Origin of the sequence: Longimicrobium sp., from assembly GCF_036399255.1 — a bacterium.
Classification (GTDB): Bacteria; Gemmatimonadota; Gemmatimonadetes; order Longimicrobiales; family Longimicrobiaceae; genus Longimicrobium.
This window is the reverse complement of record NZ_DASWNM010000019.1, coordinates 1-15,790: the sequence shown is the minus strand read 5'-3', so window position 1 is coordinate 15,790 and position 15,790 is coordinate 1. Positions and strand designations below refer to the sequence as shown.

Here is a 15,790-nt window from a genome sequence, read left to right as displayed (position 1 = left end):
GCGCGACCGAAGAATCTCCCTCCCCTCGCGCGGAACCCTCTTCCGGGCATCGCCCGGGAACCCCGCATGACGGAAAGATCCCGCCGTCCGATAAAGATTCTTCGGTCGGAGGATGGACGGGGCGTACGCGCTGCCGGCTGTCCGAACGGGCGGCGGATGGGCGTTCTCCGTGCATCCGCATCGCCTGCACACCCATCATCCCAAGGTGGCCTATGACCCGTCTTCGTTCGATCCTCCTTGCCTTTACCGCCGCGGTCGTCACGGCGTGCAGCGGTGATACCATCCTGCCCCCGACGGACGCGGAGTACGTGGGCACGCTGGCGGAATTCCTGCCGGGCATGGCATCGCTGGGAGCCCCGGTCCCGGTGCTGCTGAAGGGAAAGGGAGGCACCTCGCCCGCCGACGAGGCCATCGTGCACATCGGGGCGGAAACCGACGTGTGGATCGTGGGTCGTGGCGGACGCCTGCACCCCGCGGAGCGCGAGGACCTGGCCGTGAACGACGTGCTGCAGGTCTGGACGACCGGCGCCGAGATGCGGTCGTACCCCGTGCAGGTGTTCGCCGAGCGGATCCACATCGTCCGCTGACCTCCTGAAAAAGAGTTGGCCTCACACAGAGTCAGCAGAGTCAACAGAGGAGCTTGCACTCTGTTGACTCTGCTGACTCTGTGTGAGGCCATTCCTTTGCGGTCCGGGAGTGGCTCAGTCGGAGTAGCCCCAGGGGGCGGGGGGCGGCGTGACGGGGCGGGTAAGGTCGAACTCCACGCGAAAGCGGCGGTCGGTGCCCTCGCGGCGCAGCGCGTAGCCAAAGCGGCTTCCGGGGACCACCTCCACCGTCCACACGTTGGTGACGGCGGCGGGGATCAGCGTGGCGGTGTGCGCGTCGGCGTAGAACTCCTGCGCGGCGGAGGTGCCCGGACCGCGCGTGTCGCCGCCGTACTGCGTGACGCGGTCCTCGCTGCCGTCCGCGTGGCGGTGGTCGTGCTTCAGCCGCAGTCCGCCTTCGGTGCGGGTGATGATCCAGGTGCGGGACCGGTCTTCGCCCACGTGAAAGGGGATGCGCACCTCCGCGGGCGAGCACTGGCGCACGTGCATCACCAGCGCCTTGCCCGTGAACGACGAGTCCGCGGCCGATCCCTGCGTGAGCGTGCCCTGGAACGCGCGCCCGCACAGGGACTGCAGCGAGGCCCAGAACGCGTCCTGCCCCTCCGCCGCCGTCCGCGCGGGCGCCGAGGCGCGGCACGCCGCCAGCACCGCGCAGCACAGGATCAGCATCGCTCGAATGCGCATGGTTCCTCGTGTTGGTCGTGATCCGCCAGTTCCCCGCCGCAACATCGGCACGGCCCCGGGCCGCCGCAAGCCGCCGCCTTGCCGGGCGGGGGATCCAGCGGCTAGCCTATCGCATCGCGATGCGCGGGATGCTTCCGCCCCCATCCCCCTGGACCCCGTCATGGCGCGCCGCAGCCGCCGGGAACGCAAGGCCGACGAACGGGCGTTCGCGCGCATCTACCTGTCGGTGCTGGGCCTGGGGCTCGCGGCGCTGATGCTGGTGCTGATGACGCGCCACGGGAGCGCATCGGTGGTGACGGGCGTGATCGCGGCGTTCGGCATCGCGCTGGCGGGCTTTGCGCTGTTCGCGACGGATGGCGCGGTGGACCGGTGGGCGGACCGCCTGGGCGGCGACGAGGCCGGCCTGCCGGCCCTGCTGGTCGCGATCCCCATCTACTGGCTGCGGAAACGGCTCCGCGGCGGCCGGCGCTAAAGGCCCGCGCACGGCGCCTGGATCATCGAGCGTGCGCATCCCCATCCCCCCATGCCTTTTCCCACCGCCCCCCGCGATGCACAAGCTGAATCACCCGGCCCTGCTGATCCTGCTGGCGGCGCTCGCCACGGGCGCGGCTGACCGGCCGATGGCTGCCCAGGAGCCGGTGCCGGCGCACGAGACGTTCACGCTGCAGTCCGCGGCGCTCGACGAGACGCGGCGCATCAACGTCTACACGCCGCCGGGCTACGCCGGGGATGGCGCCGCGCGGTATCCCGTGCTGTACATGCCGGACGGCGGCGTGCAGGAAGACTTTCCGCACGTGGCCGGCACCGTGGACGCGGCCATCCGCGCGGGCGAGATGCGGCCGATGCTGGTGGTGGGGATCGAGAACACGGAGCGGCGGCGCGACATGACGGGGCCCACGCAGGTGGCGGAAGACCGCGCCATCGCGCCGCGCGTGGGCGGCTCCGACGCGTTCCGCCGCTTCATCGCCGACGAGCTGATGCCGCACGTGCGCGGCCGCTACCGCGTGACCGACGAGACGGCCGTCATCGGCGAGTCGCTGGCGGGGCTGTTCATCGTGGAAACGTTTCTGTTGCGGCCGGAGCTGTTCGACACGTACGTCGCGCTGGACCCCAGCCTGTGGTGGAACGCCGAAGAGCTGGTGCGCACGGCCCGCGCGCGCGTCACCGCCCGGCCGGAGATGGAGGCGCGGTTGTACCTGGCCTCGTCGGGCCAGGAGGACATCGCCTCCGCGACGGCGCGGCTGGCGGAGGTGCTGCGCGCCGACGCGCCGGCCGGGCTGCGCTGGTGGTACCGGCCGCGCCCGGACCTGACGCACGGCACCATCTACCGCGCCCTGGCGCCGCCTGTGCTGCGCGAATTGTTCTCGGCCGACTGTCCCGGCTGATCCGCCCCGTCGCTTCGATTCCTCCTCCCCCGCGGCCCCTCCTGCCCATGCGCGTTCTGCTCGCCACGCTGCTCGTCCTGCTTGCACTGCTGAGCTCCCGCCCCGGCCACGCGCAGATGGACGGGATGGTGCCGCGGATGGACCCGCGGCTCCATCCGGCCGCCGCGCCGCTGCATGCATCGTCCGCCGGGCCGGTGTACGTCGTCGCGGATTCGTCCCGATCCGGGCCCTCCGAGGAGTGGCTGGCGCTGGCGGGCGTGGTGGGCGGCGGCGTGGGGCTGGTGGGCGGGATGGCCGCGGGCGCGCTGGCGCAGAAGGCCGTTGACGGGAACTGCACCCGGGACTGCTCGATGCTGGGGATCGTCCTGGGCGGACTGGCGGGGGAGGCGCTGGGGATGTCGGCGGGGGTGCACCTGGCCAACGGGCGAAGAGGCTCGCTCCCCCTGGGCATGCTCACCTCGGCCGGCATCCTGACCGTGGGCCTGGTGGCGGGGAACAACATTCCGATCATGCTGCTGCTGGTCCCGGTGGGCCAGCTCATCGGCACCGTCACCGTGGAGCGCCGCACGGGGCGGCGGTGAGCGCCCGGGCCGGGCTGCGCCCATTATCCATTGCCTGAAAAGGGGATGCGGATGACGCTCGAACAGCAGATGGCCGAGCTTGCGGACGAGCTGCACCAACTGCGTGCCGCCGACACGGGGTTCCGCGTCTTCGGCTCCCCCAGCCACCGCTACGTGATGCGCCCCGTGCTGTCCGAGCAGGCGCTGCGGGAGTTCGAGGCCGCGCGCGGCGTGATCCTGCCCGACGACTACCGGCTCTTTCTGCGGACTGTCGGGGACGGGGCCGCCGGGCCCAGCTACGGACTGCAGTCGCTGGAGACCGCCTCGAAGTACCACACGCCGGGGGAGCCGTTTCCGTTCGTGCAGCCGGCGGATTCCGAGTTTGTGGACGAAGTGGCCGATTGGCGCCGCCACAGGGACGGCTCCCTGTACGTTGCCAGAGACGCGGTGGGGCAGTGGCAGGACGATGGCGAACCCGGCGTGCTGGAGATCTGCGAGCACGGCTGCGCCATCTACTCGTACCTGGTGGTCACCGGCCCCAGCCGCGGCACGATGTGGGATGGAAGCGACTCCCTGTATCCCACCGGCGAAACGTTCCTGGCGTGGTACCGCACCTGGGTGCAGCGGTCGCTCCGCAACGTGCGCAACGAGGAGCGGGCGAAGCAGCTGCGGGTGGGGATGACCACGGCGGAGGTGGCGGACGCGGTGGATGCGGTGTGGAAGGAGCGGCCGGCGTCGCAGGGCCCGGTGGTCTTCTACGAGGCGCCGGGCATCCCCGCGCAGCTGGAGCTGGACGAGCAGGGGCGCGTGACCAGGATCAACCCCTGGCCCCACCTGTAGCTTCAGTTCGGGCGGATGCGCCGAGCCCCGGAAACCTGACGGGTCCGCTCCTGAAACCTGTCCGCCCCGCGACAAACGGACGAAGATCGGAGATCGAGAGACAGATGACGCCCATCGAGCCGGACCGGATCGTGGAGGGCAGGGCCATGCTGCTGGGCGGCCTGCGCCGCGTGCATTCCTATGGCGGCGCCGCGGAGAGCATCCCCGTGCAGTGGGATGACTTCCGCCAGCTGGGGACGCTGCCCGGCCAGCAGGGCACCACGGCGTACGGCGTGATGTGCGGCGCCGATCCCGCGGCGCAGACCTTCGAGTACATGTGCGCCGCGGAGGTGGAGTCGTTGGATGCGCTGCCGCGCGAGTACGGGCGGATGCGCGTTCCCGCGCAGCGCTACGCCGTCTTCGTGCACCAGGGCCCCGCATCCACGGTGCACGTCACCTGGGCCGCCATCTGGGGCGACTGGATTCCCCGGTCGGGCTACCAGCTGGCGAACACGCCCGAGTTCGAGCTCTACGACGAGCGCTTCGACGCCCGCACCGGCTCGGGCATAATCGAGATATGGGCTTCGATCCGGGAAGTTTGAGTCGGGGTGCGCGCGGCGCGCTCCGCGATCGGCTTAGTGAGTCCAGCGGCGCACCGCGTACCCTGTTGAGTGCAACGCGGACTGTCATTCCGAGGCCCGGCCACACTGCAACCCGACGAATGCAGCGCGGGTCGCAGGGCCGAGGAATCTACCGTCGGCCTGCTCGAGGCCGGACGCGGCAGCCCGCGCCACACGTGCGGCAGCGAAACGGACGGACAGGGCCAGTTCGGGGTGTCGCGACAGGCTACGAGGAAACGGAGAGTAGATTCCTCGGTCGCGCGCAAGCGGTTGCGCGGCCTCTGGCTGCACGTGGTGCGCTCCCTCGGAATGACAGATTCAGGCGTGTGCGGTCAGTGATGTTCAGGGAGTTGCTGCGCACCCTGATGAAGCAGAGCCTGTCATTCCGAGGCCCGGCCACACTGCAATCCGACGAATGCAGCACAGGTCGCAGGGCCGAGGAATCTACCGTCGGCCTGCTCGAGGCCGGACGCGGCAGCCCGCACCACACGTGCGGCGGCGACACCGCCGGACAGGGGCCGGTCCGGGGCGTCGCGACATGCCACGAGGACACCGAGAGTAGATTCCTCGGTCGCGCGCAAGCGGTTGCGCGGCCTCTGGCTGCACGTGGTGCGCTCCCTCGGAATGACAGATCGGGGCGCGCAGTCAGTGATGCTCAGGGAGTTGCTGCGCACCTGCTGAGTGCAACGCGGACTGTCATTCCGAGGCCCGGCCGCGCTGCAATCTGACGATCACGACACAGGTTGCAGAGCCGAGGAATCTACCGTCGGCCTGCTCGAGGCCGGACGCGGTAGCCCGCGCCACACGTGCGGCGGCGCAACCGCCAGACAGGGCCAGTCCGGTCGTCGCGACATGCCACGAGGACACCGAGAGTAGATTCCTCGGTCGCGCGCAAGCGGTTGTGTAGCCTCTGGCTGCACGTGGTGCGCTCCCTCGGAATGACAGATTCAGGCGTGTGCGGCCGGTGATGTTCAGGGAGTTGCTGCGCACCCTGCTGATTGCAACGCGGACTGTCATTCCGAGGCCCGGCCGCGCTGCACCCGGACGAATGCGCCGCAGGTTGCAGGGCCGAGGCATCTACCCTCCGCCCGCGCGAGGCCGGACGCGGTAGCCCGCGCCACACGTGCGGCGGCGACACCGCCGGACAGGGGCCGGTCCGGGGCGTCGCGACATGCCACGAGGACACCGAAAGTAGATTCCTCGGTCGCGCGCAAGCGGTTGTGTAGCCTCTGGCTCCACGTGGTGCGCTCCCTCGGAATGACAGATTGAGGCGCGCGGTCAGTGATGCTCAGGGAGTTGCTGCGCACCTGCTGAGTGCAACGCGGACTGTCATTCCGAGGCCCGGCCGCGCTGCACGCAGACGAATGCACTGCACGTTGCAGGGCCGAGGAATCTACCCTCCGCCCGCGCGAGGCCGGACGCGGCAGCCCGCGCTACACGTGCGGCGGCGACACCGCCGGACAGGGGCCGGTCCGGGGCGTCGCGACAGGCTACGAGGAAACGGAAAGTAGATTCCTCGGTCGCGCGCAAGCGGTTGTGTGGCCTCTGGCTGCACGCGGTGCGCTCCCTCAGAGGGTGTTGCTAAACCTCAAATTCATAACGAAGCGGTGACTTCCTGAGGGAGCGCATAACGTGTAACCAGAAGTCACGCTACAGGTTGCGCGCGACCGAAGGACCTCGTCTCGGTGGCGCAGGGGCTAGATCAGGGCACGGGACCAGCCTCGTCGGTTTGCTGGCGAGGTCCTTCGGTCGACGCGAAGGTGCAGTGTACAAGCGAGTTGCGGGGCGGCGCCTCCCTCAGGAAGTCAATCACGCTGGGAGGTTTGGCAACACCCTCTCAGCCTCAGGAAGTCAGTGCTTCCTTTTCATCCATCGCCCCTCACGAAGCCGTAGCCATGACCCGGATGCCTGCCTTGACGCGTGTCCTTTGCCGCGGACTGCTGCTGGCGCTTTGCGCGAGCGGCGCGGCGCGCACCGCCGCCGCGCAGGTGAGCGCAACCAGCGGATCGCCCGCCGCGATCGGGCACATCCGCGAGCAGTACGCGCAGATCCAGCGCGAGGCGCCCGGCTACCGGCGCACCACGCACGAGCTGGTGGACTTTTCGCTGGAAGGCGGCGAGCTGCACGGCTTCTACCGCGGGCGCGAGCTTCGCAAGCTGGCGGCGCAGCTGTATGGGGAGTCGTGGCGCGGCACGGAGGAGTTCTACTTTGCGGATGGACGCCTGATCTTCATCCACGTGGTCCACCAGCGGTACGATGAGCCCCTGAGCGGCCGCGTCGTCTCCACGATCGAGAACCGCTACTACTTCGATGGTGGGCGGCTGATCCGGCACGTGCGCACGCAGCGTCCGGCCGGCAAAGACCTGTCGGCGTTCGATCCGGAGCTTCCGGTGCTGCTGAGGAACGCCCGGCTCTTTGCCACCTGCGCCGCGTCCGCCGGGCCCGAGCCCCGCGAATGCACCGCGCCGGACCGCTGATCCCGCTGCCCGCCGCACGCGCCCCGCGGGGCTCTTGCGCCCGGGCGGACCGGAACGTCAGCTTTGCGGACGTCGCCTGGAACGACGCACCCGAGCAGACAGTCGATAGATCGTTTCTGCGCGGTTTGGAGGCCAGGGCAGCTTCTCCGCCCGCTGCGCAGGCCGCGCTGCCCCGGCGCCGCACCGGGCCTGAAGTCCGCCCTCCATCCCACCGAAGCGGAAGCCGAGAGAATCCCATGACCCCGCGCATCCTGCTCGCCGCCCTCTGCGCATCCCTCGTCCTGGCGCCGTCCGCGGTCCAGGCGCAGGCATCCGGCTCCAGCAGCACGGCCGCACCGGCCGCGTTCGCCAACCCGCGGCGGCTGGCGGAGCTCAGCGCGGCGTTCCCGGAGATCGACCGCATGATGCGCGAGTTCGCGGAGCGGTCGCGGGTGCCGGGGATCGCGTACGGCATCGTGGTGGACGGGCGGCTGGCGCACATGGGGACGGCCGGGTTCCGCGAGCTGTCGTCGCGGTCGCCGGTGGACACGTCGACGGTGTTCCGCATCGCGTCGATGACCAAGAGCTTCACCGCCGTCGCCATCCTGCAGCTGCGCGACGCGGGGCTGCTTTCGCTGGACGACCCGGCCGAGCGCTACGTGCCCGAGCTGGCCACGCTGCCGTATCCCACCCGCGACGCGCCCCGGATCACCATCCGCCACCTGCTCTCGCACTCGGCCGGCTTTCCCGAGGACAACCCGTGGGGCGACCAGCAGCTCGCGGCCACCGACGACGAGATGTCGGCGATGATGCGCGGCGGCATTCCGTTCTCCACGGCGCCGGGCACCAGCTATGAGTACTCCAACTTCGGGTTCGCCATCCTGGGCCGCATCGTGGCCAACGTGTCGGGGATGCCGTACCCGCGCTACATCACCGAGCGCGTGCTGCTGCCGCTGGGGATGACGTCCACGGTGCTGGAGGCCTCGGCGGTGCCGCCGGACCGCCTGGCGCACGGCTACCGCCTGCGCGATGGCGAGTGGATCGAGGAGCCGCCGCTGCCGGACGGCGCCTTTGGGCCCATGGGCGGCATGCTCACCTCCATCAGCGACCTGGGCCGTTGGGCGGGCTTCATGCTCGACGCCTGGCCGGCGCGCGACGAGGCGGAGGCCGGCCCGCTGCGCCGCGCGTCCGTCCGCGAGATGCAGCAGATCGCCCGTTACAACGGCGCCTCGGCCGTGCGCGACACCGCGGTGGCGACCATGGTGTTGAGCGCGGGCGGCTACGGCTACGGACTGGGCATCCGGCAGACGTGCCTGTTTCGCACGGTGGTCTCGCACAGCGGTGGGCTGCCGGGCTTTGGCTCGCTGATGCGCTGGCTTCCGGAGCACGGCGTGGGGATCGTGGCGATGGGCAACCTTACCTACACCGGCTGGGGCGGCGTTACCGAGCGGGCGCTGGCGATCCTGTCGCGCACGGGCGCGCTGGCGCCGCGCGTGCCCCAGCCCGCGCCCGTGCTGGTGCAGCGCCAGGAACAGGTCTCCCGCCTGGTCGCGCGCTGGGACAATGCGCTCGCCGACAGCATCGCCGCGATGAACCTGTACCTGGACGAGCCCAGGGAGCGCCGGCGCGTGGCGATCGAAGCCCTGGTCCGCGACGCAGGCGGCGAGTGCCGCCCGGACGGCCCCATCGTCGCGGAGAACGCGCTGCGCGGGACCTGGCGGATGCGGTGCCGCGACGCTGACCTGGGCATCTCCATCACCCTCGCGCCCACCGAGCCCGCCCGCGTACAGTTCCTGGAGGTGAAACGCCTCGCCCGCGACGAGCGCGTGGTGCCGACGCCGGTGTGCCGCTGACCTCCAGGCCCTCGGCCGGGCCGCGCGCGATTCTCGTATTCCTGGCAAGTGCCGTCGCGGGCGCGCTTATCGGGGCTGCGGCCGGCGCGGCGCTGACCAGCTCGATGATGGCGGCCACTCGCCAGCAGAATCCGCAGTATACGGGAGAGGGCCTGGAGTACGTCGCCATCACGGTGATCTTCGTGGGTACCGCCGTGGGTGCCGGCATGGCGATGATCTATCTGGCCCGGCGCGCCCGGCGCGCTCGGAAGCACCGCTCAAACCAGCTGTCCTGATGCGCTAACGTCAAGCCGGCAACTGCCTCCTGTTGTCCACGCCCGCTCCGCAATCACGATTATGCTGATCAACGACGCTGAACAGTTCATCCGGGTTGCCTTCGATAACGAGGCTGAGATCGAAGGCGTGGTTCAGCGTTATGCTGAGCAGTTCTTTGGCTCCAGCATCGTTTATCTGCCGCAGACGCGAATCACTACGGTGGGAGGTCGGGGGACGGTCCCGGATGCGATCGTCATCGATATCGAGTCGGAAGAGTGGTACATCGTGGAGGCAGAACGCGCCATTCACGGAACGTGGGAGCATATCGCGCCTCAAGTGTCGCGGCAGCTCGCCGCCGTGAGCTCACCCGAAACGAGGGATTTGATCCTGCACCTCGCGTTGAGCAGCATTCGCGGGGATCACGTCCTGCGAAGCATGATACGCGAAGTCGGTGTCGAGGATCTCGAGATTCATGGCCGCCTCCAGCGCGTCCTCCGCAAGCCGCCGACGATTGCGATTCCAATTGACGCGATACCCAAGGATTTGAAGGAGTGGGTACAAACGCTTCGGAATCCAGTGAAGATCTGGCTGATCGAGAAGTTCATCTCGGTGGCGAACCCTGCTCGCGTCCTGTATTCGATTCCGGACGAGAATCTGCCCACGCTCTCTACCGAGCCTGCCTCTGACATGGGTGGATCGCCTGTGCGTTCGGGAGGAGCACAGATCTATCAGGAACTCCTTGATCTCGCCCCCGAAATCGTCGGTTCCGAGGTTACTCTCGAGTACGGCCCGCGCGGCAGAGAACGCCGGTCATTCCGCGGGATCGTTCGGGCGGATGGTGTGGAAGTAAATGGGAAGGTGCACTCCCCCAGCTACGCCGCCGTTGCCTGTATGAAAGAGGCGGGCAGCACTCGGCACACGGCGAACGGCTGGGTAATGTGGCGAACAGCCGAAGGCGAAACGCTCAGTGAATTGTATCGACGCCGGCTTGCCCTTCTAAGCACGAACGACGATGCTGATTCGCTATCCTCACTCGCGCCGCAGTCAGCTGGGGAACCGAGTGCACAGCACGACCATGGTTTGGGGTCCACGCCGTAAGATGAACGCCAAGGTCCTGCGGGCGTGATCAAGAGCATGAACCTGCCCACAATCCGCCCGCTCCAGGCATCCGACCCCGCGGTGATCGCGGCGGCGTTCGCGGCGATCGGGTGGGCGAAGCCGCGGGAGCAGTACGAGCGCTACCTGGCGGAACAGGAGCGGACCAGCGCCGCATCTGGGTGGCGCACGTGGGGGACCAGTTCGCGGGATACGTTACGCTCGTCTGGCAGCCGGACTACGCGCCGTTCCGCGCGGAGAGAATTCCGGAGATCCAGGACTTCAACGTGCTCCCCGCGTTCCGCCGGCGCGGCATTGGCTCTGCGCTGCTGGACGTGGCGGAGTCGGCGGCGGCGGAGCGGGGCAGGGTTGTGGGGATCGGCGTGGGGCTGGACCCCGATTACGGCCCGGCGCAGCGGCTGTACGTGCGGCGCGGGTACGTGCCGGACGGGCGCGGCATCACCTGGCAAAATGGCACGGTGGCGTACCGCGACCAGGTGCTGGTGGATGACGAACTGGTGTTGTGGTTTACCCGGGAGCCGCGGGCATGACGTGCCCGCACATCATGGAGGGAGCGCAATGAAGTTGCGGATCATGCTGCTGACGGCCGCCGTCGCATTGCTGGCGCCGGGCGGGGCGCGGACGGCGAGTGCGCAGGCGCAGCCGGACCCCGACGGACTGGCGGCCGCCGTGGGGGCGATCGTCGCCGATTCGGTGCTCCCGCGCCTGGGCGGCTGCGACCCGGTGTACATCCGCACGCCGGAGACGCCCTTCGACTCCGCCGTCGCCGCCCTCCTGCGGACCGAGCCGGATACCCGGGCGTTCGGCGCCTCCCGTCCCGAAGCCTACGAGTGGGTGGGAACGCGGGGCTACACCCTGCAGGGTGATACGGCGTCCGTGCTGGTGGAGGTCGGTGCCCGCACCCCACCCAACGGCGGCATCGACACGTACATCGAAGAGAACCGCTACCTCTTCATCAGGGCGGGCGGTGGCTGGCGGTTCGTCCGGCGCGAGTTCGTGCGCGGGATGGATCTGGGGCCGGTGCGCGGATAGCCTTCCGCGGCGGGCTGGGGTCCTGTACGAACGTCCCCGCCGGGCACCAGCTCGACGGGGACGTTTGCATCCAGGCGCCGGCTACTGGTTCTCGTCGATGACCCGCACGCAGGTCTTCTCGAGGCTCCAGAAGGGGATGGGGATGGTCCCCGACATGAAGAAGCCGGTGATTACGAAATTGTAGCTGCACTCTTCCTCGCCGCCCTCCACCTGGCCGATGGCCGGCACGGTCCCGGCGAGCATCGCCACGGCGACGGTCCCCGCGGTCACGATCTTCTTGAACGCAGTCATCCCATTTCCCTTCTGAGTGATGTTCCCGCTTGCGGCAATTCTGCCGTCCGATGTATACGCACAAGGCGACGCAGCGGTCAAGAAAAATCTTCACATAAGGCGACGTTTTTATCCAACGAGCGAATGTGATCGCACGTGAGCCGTATTGCCTTGTTGTACCAGATCTTGAAAAAGAATAATCGTACAGAGGAACAGAGTCAGACAGAGAAGCGAACTGAAACATCATCCTGGTTCCTCTGTCTGACTCTGTTCCCCTGTACTCATGAAGGTTTTTGTTTTCCCGAGTGCGGCTGCCTGCGAGCAGATTGGCGGTTGGGTACGGCACGTCGCGGAACGAGCGGTGTGTGCACCATTCTGCAGCCGGGCGCACCGGATGGAGGCAGGGTTCCCGGCCGCAATCTGTTTGCTCACATCCCGGGTAAGCGGAGACGTGGCAGCGGGGTAGAAGCACAAATGATAACTGTTTAATTGTGGCGGGTAACTTGCCCCCTGGCGGTGCATGCGGAGCGGAATGCTCCAGCGTTGATCCCCCACAGGAGGAAGCCCATGCACCCCCGCTTCAGGACCCCCGCGCTGCTGGTCGCGACAATCGCCCTCACGGCCGCCTGCGACCGGCTCCCCTCGGACGCCGCGCTTCCCCCGGCGTCCGGCGAGTCCCGCGCCGAGGGCGTGGTCGACGGCATTCAGCAGGACGCCGCCGTCTACGCGAGCACCTTTGGCGTGAGCCCGCAGGAAGGCGCGCGCCGGCTGCAGCTGCAGGAGGCCGTCGACGCGCTGAACGCCCGCCTTACCGAGGAGCAGGCCGCCACCTTCGCCGGGCTGAGCATCGAGCACGCCCCCGAGTTCCACGTGGTCGCCCGCTTTACCCGCAACGGCGAAGAGACCCTCCGCCCGTACCTGAGCCCGGCGCTGGCGCAGGTGGTGCGCGTGGAGCCGGCCCGCTTTACCCTGGCGCAGCTGGAGCGCCGCCTTGAGGCGGGCTACAACCGCGTGCGTGGCAGCGGCATTCCGTCGGCCGGCGCCGTGGACGTGCGCGCCAACCGCGCGGAGGTGCACGTGCTGCGCGGACGCTCTTCGCAGGCGCGGGCCGCGCTGGGCGCGGTCGAGGCGGCCGTGGTCGAGGTCGACGATCTGCCGAAGGAAGAGATCAACATGTACGGCGGGCTGAACGTCACCGGCTGCACCAGCGGCTTCACGGTCCGCAACTCCGCCGGCACCCGCGGCATCAGCACCGCCGGCCACTGCGGCAACAGCCAGTCGCTGGGCGGCTACGCGCTTACCCTGCGCGGCGAGTCGTACAGCGGGTCGTACGACATCCAGTGGCACAACGCCAGCGGCCACACCTATCCCAACACCATCAAGGTGAGCAGCTCCACCCGTGCCATCACCAGCACCCGCTCGCGCACCAGCCAGACCGTGGGCTCGCAGGTGTGCAAGCAGGGGATGACCACCGGGTACACCTGCGGCACCATCAACACCATCTCGTACTGCGCCAGCGGCGCCTGCACCTGGGTGCGCGTGGCCGGCAACGGAACCAACCTGTCCGAGGGCGGCGACAGCGGCGGCCCCTGGTTCTCGGGCAACACCGCCTACGGATCGCACACCTACGGCATCGGCAACGACTCCGCCTACATGCCCGTCAACTACTTCTCGGGCATCTCGGTAACCATCGCAACAAGTTGACGCCGCAAAACCGCCGGGTATGACGAGGAGCCGCGGGGGCAGTGTCCCCCGCGGCTCCCGCGCGTCAGGGGGGTCGCATCGGCTCCGCGCGACTCATCGCAGGCTGATCCCGCACGCCGGTTCACAATCCGCGGGGCTCGCGCGTTCTTGGGCGGTCGTTACCGTTCCATCCACACCACGAATCCGCGAATGAACCGGATTGCGCTGCTTGCCGGCGGACTGCTGCTCTCCGCCACCCTCTCCGGCTGCGACGTCATGGGTCCCGTCACCTGCACCACGGACGTATGGCCGGCCGTCACCGTGCAGGTGCGCGACGCCGCCACGCAGGCGCCGGCCGCCTCCGGGACCGCCGCCTACGTCAGGGACGGAACGTACATCGATCCGCTGCGGCCGGGCGACCCGGGTGAGAACGCCCTGGAGCTGTTCGGCGCACAGGAGCGGCCCGGGACGTACACCGTGACCATCGACAAGCCCGGCTACCAGCAGTGGAAGCAGGAGCGCGTCCGCGTGCGCGACGGCAGTTGCCACGTGCAGACGGTCACGCTGCAGGCCAACCTTGTCCGCGCGCCCTGACGGCCTCCGCGGCACCGCGCAGGTCCTCGCCAAATTCCAGCACCGCCTCGGCCCCGAGCGGGTCCATCGGCCGCTCCTCGTCCGGCGCCACGCGCGCGAGCGTGATGCTGGAGCTCGCGATGGCCTCGAACGCCCCAAAGCGGTCCGTCAGGATCTCCAGCAGCCGCGTGGGGGAGACCTGCTGACCGCGTGCGGATGTGGCTCGCATCGAAATCTCCTCTCGTTCCGTTTGCGCCGTTCGCACGGCACGCCTACAATCCACGGTTGCCGCATCGGCGGAGCGGATGCACAACTCGCGATCCTCTCGTTGCGTAGTCTAATATGACTCCGCACCGCTGTCAAATATGACTACGGAAGGCGCCTTGGCAGAACCGGAGAAGGTCCAGTCCGTTGTACGTGAGGTGATCGAGGAGAGCGGGTTGCCGCGTACCCTGATCGCCGAAGACGCGAACCTGAGCCGCGCGGCGATCATCGCGTGGCTCGCGGGTACGCGCACGCCGCAACCGGAGAGCGTCGCGCAACTCGCGGATGGATTGGAGAAGCGGGCTGAGATCCTTCAAGGTCTGGTCCGCCGCCTCCGAAAACTCCGGTGATCGTTCGCCTTTGGAGAATCCGAATGTCATCCCGCTCAATGGAAGGTGTTTGATGGACCCCGATTTTGGCTCAGATGCAGGCGGTGAATTGGACCTACGCGGACAAGGATCCCGCCGCGCTTGCCGAACTCCGGAATCGCCTTGTGGCCGCTGCTCGGAAGACAAAGATGCTGCGCTACTCGGAATTGGCGGAAGGAGTCGAGTTCCGCCTACCGCAGATCAGAGGCGGCATGCCATACTTCATAACTACTTGGGATTGGACGGGTTTAGACCGGCGGATTATCGGTGAGTTCTTGGGTTATCTATCGATGGAAAGCTGGAGTGAAGGACAGTTTATGATCAGCGCCATTGTGATCGGTGGACTCGACTACGAGCCGAGCGAACACTTCTTTGAATGGATGAAAGAACTAGGTGTGCTTCGGAACATGAAGAAAGAAACGGTCTGGGCGTTCTGGAGCGAGCAGGTGAAGAAGGCGTTTGCGTATTATAAATCACGGTAGCGCCTCCACTCTCCGGTCCGCGCGTCCGCCCGCAACTACATCGTCGTGCATCCACAAAGCCCCGCCCTGCGCGCGCTCGCCGAAAAGTGGGACGCCGTCCCCGCCGCCGAGCGAGCCAACTTCCAGTCGTACGTCAGCGAGTTCTGCGAGGCGCTGGGCGTGGCGCGCCCGCGTCCGCGCGGGTCCGGCTACGAGTTCGAGTACCCGGTCACCACCACCGACCGGAAGTCCGGCAAGGACACCACCAACTTCATCGACCTGTACCGACAGGGCGCGTTCATCCTGGAAGCCAAGCACACTGACGCGGGCTCCGGCGCGGACCGCGTGCTGGGCGCGGCGTACGGTCAGGCCAAGGGATACGCGGGCGACGTGGCGCACGGCCCGCCGCCGTACCTGATGGTGATGAACGTGGGCCGCACGCTGCTGGTGTGGGATCGCTGGTCCGGCAACTATGGCGGGGTCAACGCCGCGCGCCGCATCGATTTGCGCACGCTATGGCAGCGGGATGACGACATCGAGTTCCTGCGCACGCTCTGGGAAAATCCCGAGTCGCTGAACCCCGCCATCCGCGGCCGCGCGGTCACGCGCGAGGTGGCCGAGCAGCTGGCGAAGCTCTCTGCGTCACTGGAGGGACGGGGGATGGATGGAGAGCGGGTTGCGCGTTTTCTGATGCGCTGCATGTTCACGATGTTCGCGGAGGACGTAGGGCTGCTTCGGGAGAAGCCATTCCAGGCAGCACTACAGATGTTCATATACCCCCCCCCC

20 protein-coding genes are annotated in these 15,790 nt (G+C 68.3%); 17 read left to right on the top strand and 3 right to left on the bottom strand.

The annotated features are described in order from the left end of the window. The first annotated feature begins 212 nt into the window (after nucleotides 1-212). Entirely contained in the window at nucleotides 213-587 is a 375-nt protein-coding gene (locus tag VGC13_RS02880) for a hypothetical protein (protein ID WP_331123695.1), read from the top strand. A 114-nt stretch (nucleotides 588-701) separates the two neighbouring features. On the opposite strand, the gene VGC13_RS02875 is transcribed toward VGC13_RS02880, so the two are convergent. Next, a complete protein-coding gene (locus VGC13_RS02875) occupies nucleotides 702-1,289 on the bottom strand; it encodes a hypothetical protein (RefSeq protein WP_331123694.1) in 588 nt (195 codons plus the stop codon). Nucleotides 1,290-1,449: 160 nt separating this feature from the next. Between VGC13_RS02875 and VGC13_RS02870 the strand changes: the two genes are divergently transcribed. From VGC13_RS02870 to VGC13_RS02820, 11 genes are all read left to right on the top strand, one after another. Beyond that, entirely contained in the window at nucleotides 1,450-1,761 is a 312-nt protein-coding gene (locus VGC13_RS02870; RefSeq protein WP_331123693.1) for a hypothetical protein, read from the top strand. Nucleotides 1,762-1,837: 76 nt separating this feature from the next. After that, on the top strand, nucleotides 1,838-2,674 hold the full coding sequence (locus VGC13_RS02865) for an alpha/beta hydrolase (RefSeq protein ID WP_331123692.1): 837 nt from the start codon (nucleotides 1,838-1,840) through the stop codon (nucleotides 2,672-2,674). Nucleotides 2,675-2,721: 47 nt separating this feature from the next. Continuing rightward, complete coding sequence (locus VGC13_RS02860) at nucleotides 2,722-3,255, top strand: hypothetical protein (protein ID WP_331123691.1); 534 nt, start codon at nucleotides 2,722-2,724, stop codon at nucleotides 3,253-3,255. Nucleotides 3,256-3,306: 51 nt separating this feature from the next. After that, nucleotides 3,307-4,074 (top strand): SMI1/KNR4 family protein, encoded by a 768-nt coding sequence (locus VGC13_RS02855; RefSeq protein WP_331123690.1) that lies wholly within the window; start codon nucleotides 3,307-3,309, stop codon nucleotides 4,072-4,074. Nucleotides 4,075-4,178: 104 nt separating this feature from the next. Then, nucleotides 4,179-4,655 carry a GyrI-like domain-containing protein gene (locus VGC13_RS02850; protein WP_331123689.1) on the top strand — a complete coding sequence of 159 codons (477 nt, stop codon included), beginning with the start codon at nucleotides 4,179-4,181 and terminating at the stop codon, nucleotides 4,653-4,655. 1,931 nt (nucleotides 4,656-6,586) lie between these two features. Further along, entirely contained in the window at nucleotides 6,587-7,150 is a 564-nt protein-coding gene (locus VGC13_RS02845) for a hypothetical protein (protein WP_331123688.1), read from the top strand. Between the two features lie 236 nt (nucleotides 7,151-7,386). Next, nucleotides 7,387-8,982 carry a serine hydrolase domain-containing protein gene (locus VGC13_RS02840; protein ID WP_331123687.1) on the top strand — a complete coding sequence of 532 codons (1,596 nt, stop codon included), beginning with the start codon at nucleotides 7,387-7,389 and terminating at the stop codon, nucleotides 8,980-8,982. Further along, nucleotides 8,973-9,257, top strand: a complete 285-nt coding sequence (locus tag VGC13_RS02835; protein ID WP_331123686.1) for a hypothetical protein — start codon at nucleotides 8,973-8,975, stop codon at nucleotides 9,255-9,257. Before VGC13_RS02840 ends, VGC13_RS02835 begins: the two co-directional genes overlap by 10 nt. A 61-nt stretch (nucleotides 9,258-9,318) precedes the next feature. After that, nucleotides 9,319-10,335: a hypothetical protein gene (locus VGC13_RS02830; protein WP_331123685.1), complete on the top strand. Its 1,017-nt coding sequence runs from the start codon at nucleotides 9,319-9,321 to the stop codon at nucleotides 10,333-10,335. 179 nt (nucleotides 10,336-10,514) lie between these two features. Beyond that, complete coding sequence (locus VGC13_RS02825) at nucleotides 10,515-10,883, top strand: GNAT family N-acetyltransferase (RefSeq protein WP_349264173.1); 369 nt, start codon at nucleotides 10,515-10,517, stop codon at nucleotides 10,881-10,883. 28 nt (nucleotides 10,884-10,911) lie between these two features. Then, nucleotides 10,912-11,385 (top strand): hypothetical protein, encoded by a 474-nt coding sequence (locus VGC13_RS02820; protein WP_331123683.1) that lies wholly within the window; start codon nucleotides 10,912-10,914, stop codon nucleotides 11,383-11,385. Between the two features lie 81 nt (nucleotides 11,386-11,466). Here the strand turns inward: VGC13_RS02820 and VGC13_RS02815 are convergent, their stop codons facing one another. Continuing rightward, nucleotides 11,467-11,676, bottom strand: a complete 210-nt coding sequence (locus VGC13_RS02815; RefSeq protein ID WP_331123682.1) for a hypothetical protein — start codon at nucleotides 11,674-11,676, stop codon at nucleotides 11,467-11,469. Between the two features lie 546 nt (nucleotides 11,677-12,222). Between VGC13_RS02815 and VGC13_RS02810 the strand changes: the two genes are divergently transcribed. Together VGC13_RS02810 and VGC13_RS02805 are read left to right on the top strand one after the other, a co-directional pair. Next, on the top strand, nucleotides 12,223-13,359 hold the full coding sequence (locus tag VGC13_RS02810) for a S1 family peptidase (RefSeq protein WP_331123681.1): 1,137 nt from the start codon (nucleotides 12,223-12,225) through the stop codon (nucleotides 13,357-13,359). A 189-nt stretch (nucleotides 13,360-13,548) separates the two neighbouring features. Further along, complete coding sequence (locus tag VGC13_RS02805; protein WP_331123680.1) at nucleotides 13,549-13,932, top strand: carboxypeptidase-like regulatory domain-containing protein; 384 nt, start codon at nucleotides 13,549-13,551, stop codon at nucleotides 13,930-13,932. On the opposite strand, the gene VGC13_RS02800 is transcribed toward VGC13_RS02805, so the two are convergent. Further along, nucleotides 13,898-14,140 (bottom strand): hypothetical protein, encoded by a 243-nt coding sequence (locus VGC13_RS02800; protein WP_331123679.1) that lies wholly within the window; start codon nucleotides 14,138-14,140, stop codon nucleotides 13,898-13,900. The genes VGC13_RS02805 and VGC13_RS02800 overlap by 35 nt on opposite strands. Before the next feature lie 154 nt (nucleotides 14,141-14,294). Here VGC13_RS02800 and VGC13_RS02795 point away from each other — a divergent pair, with 154 nt between their 5' ends. From VGC13_RS02795 to VGC13_RS02785, 3 genes are all read left to right on the top strand, one after another. Next, on the top strand, nucleotides 14,295-14,525 hold the full coding sequence (locus VGC13_RS02795; RefSeq protein WP_331123678.1) for a helix-turn-helix transcriptional regulator: 231 nt from the start codon (nucleotides 14,295-14,297) through the stop codon (nucleotides 14,523-14,525). Nucleotides 14,526-14,599: 74 nt separating this feature from the next. After that, nucleotides 14,600-15,025 (top strand): hypothetical protein, encoded by a 426-nt coding sequence (locus tag VGC13_RS02790; protein ID WP_331123677.1) that lies wholly within the window; start codon nucleotides 14,600-14,602, stop codon nucleotides 15,023-15,025. Between the two features lie 45 nt (nucleotides 15,026-15,070). After that, the coding region (locus tag VGC13_RS02785; RefSeq protein WP_331123676.1) for a type IIL restriction-modification enzyme MmeI at nucleotides 15,071-15,790 on the top strand (720 nt) is incomplete at its 3' end.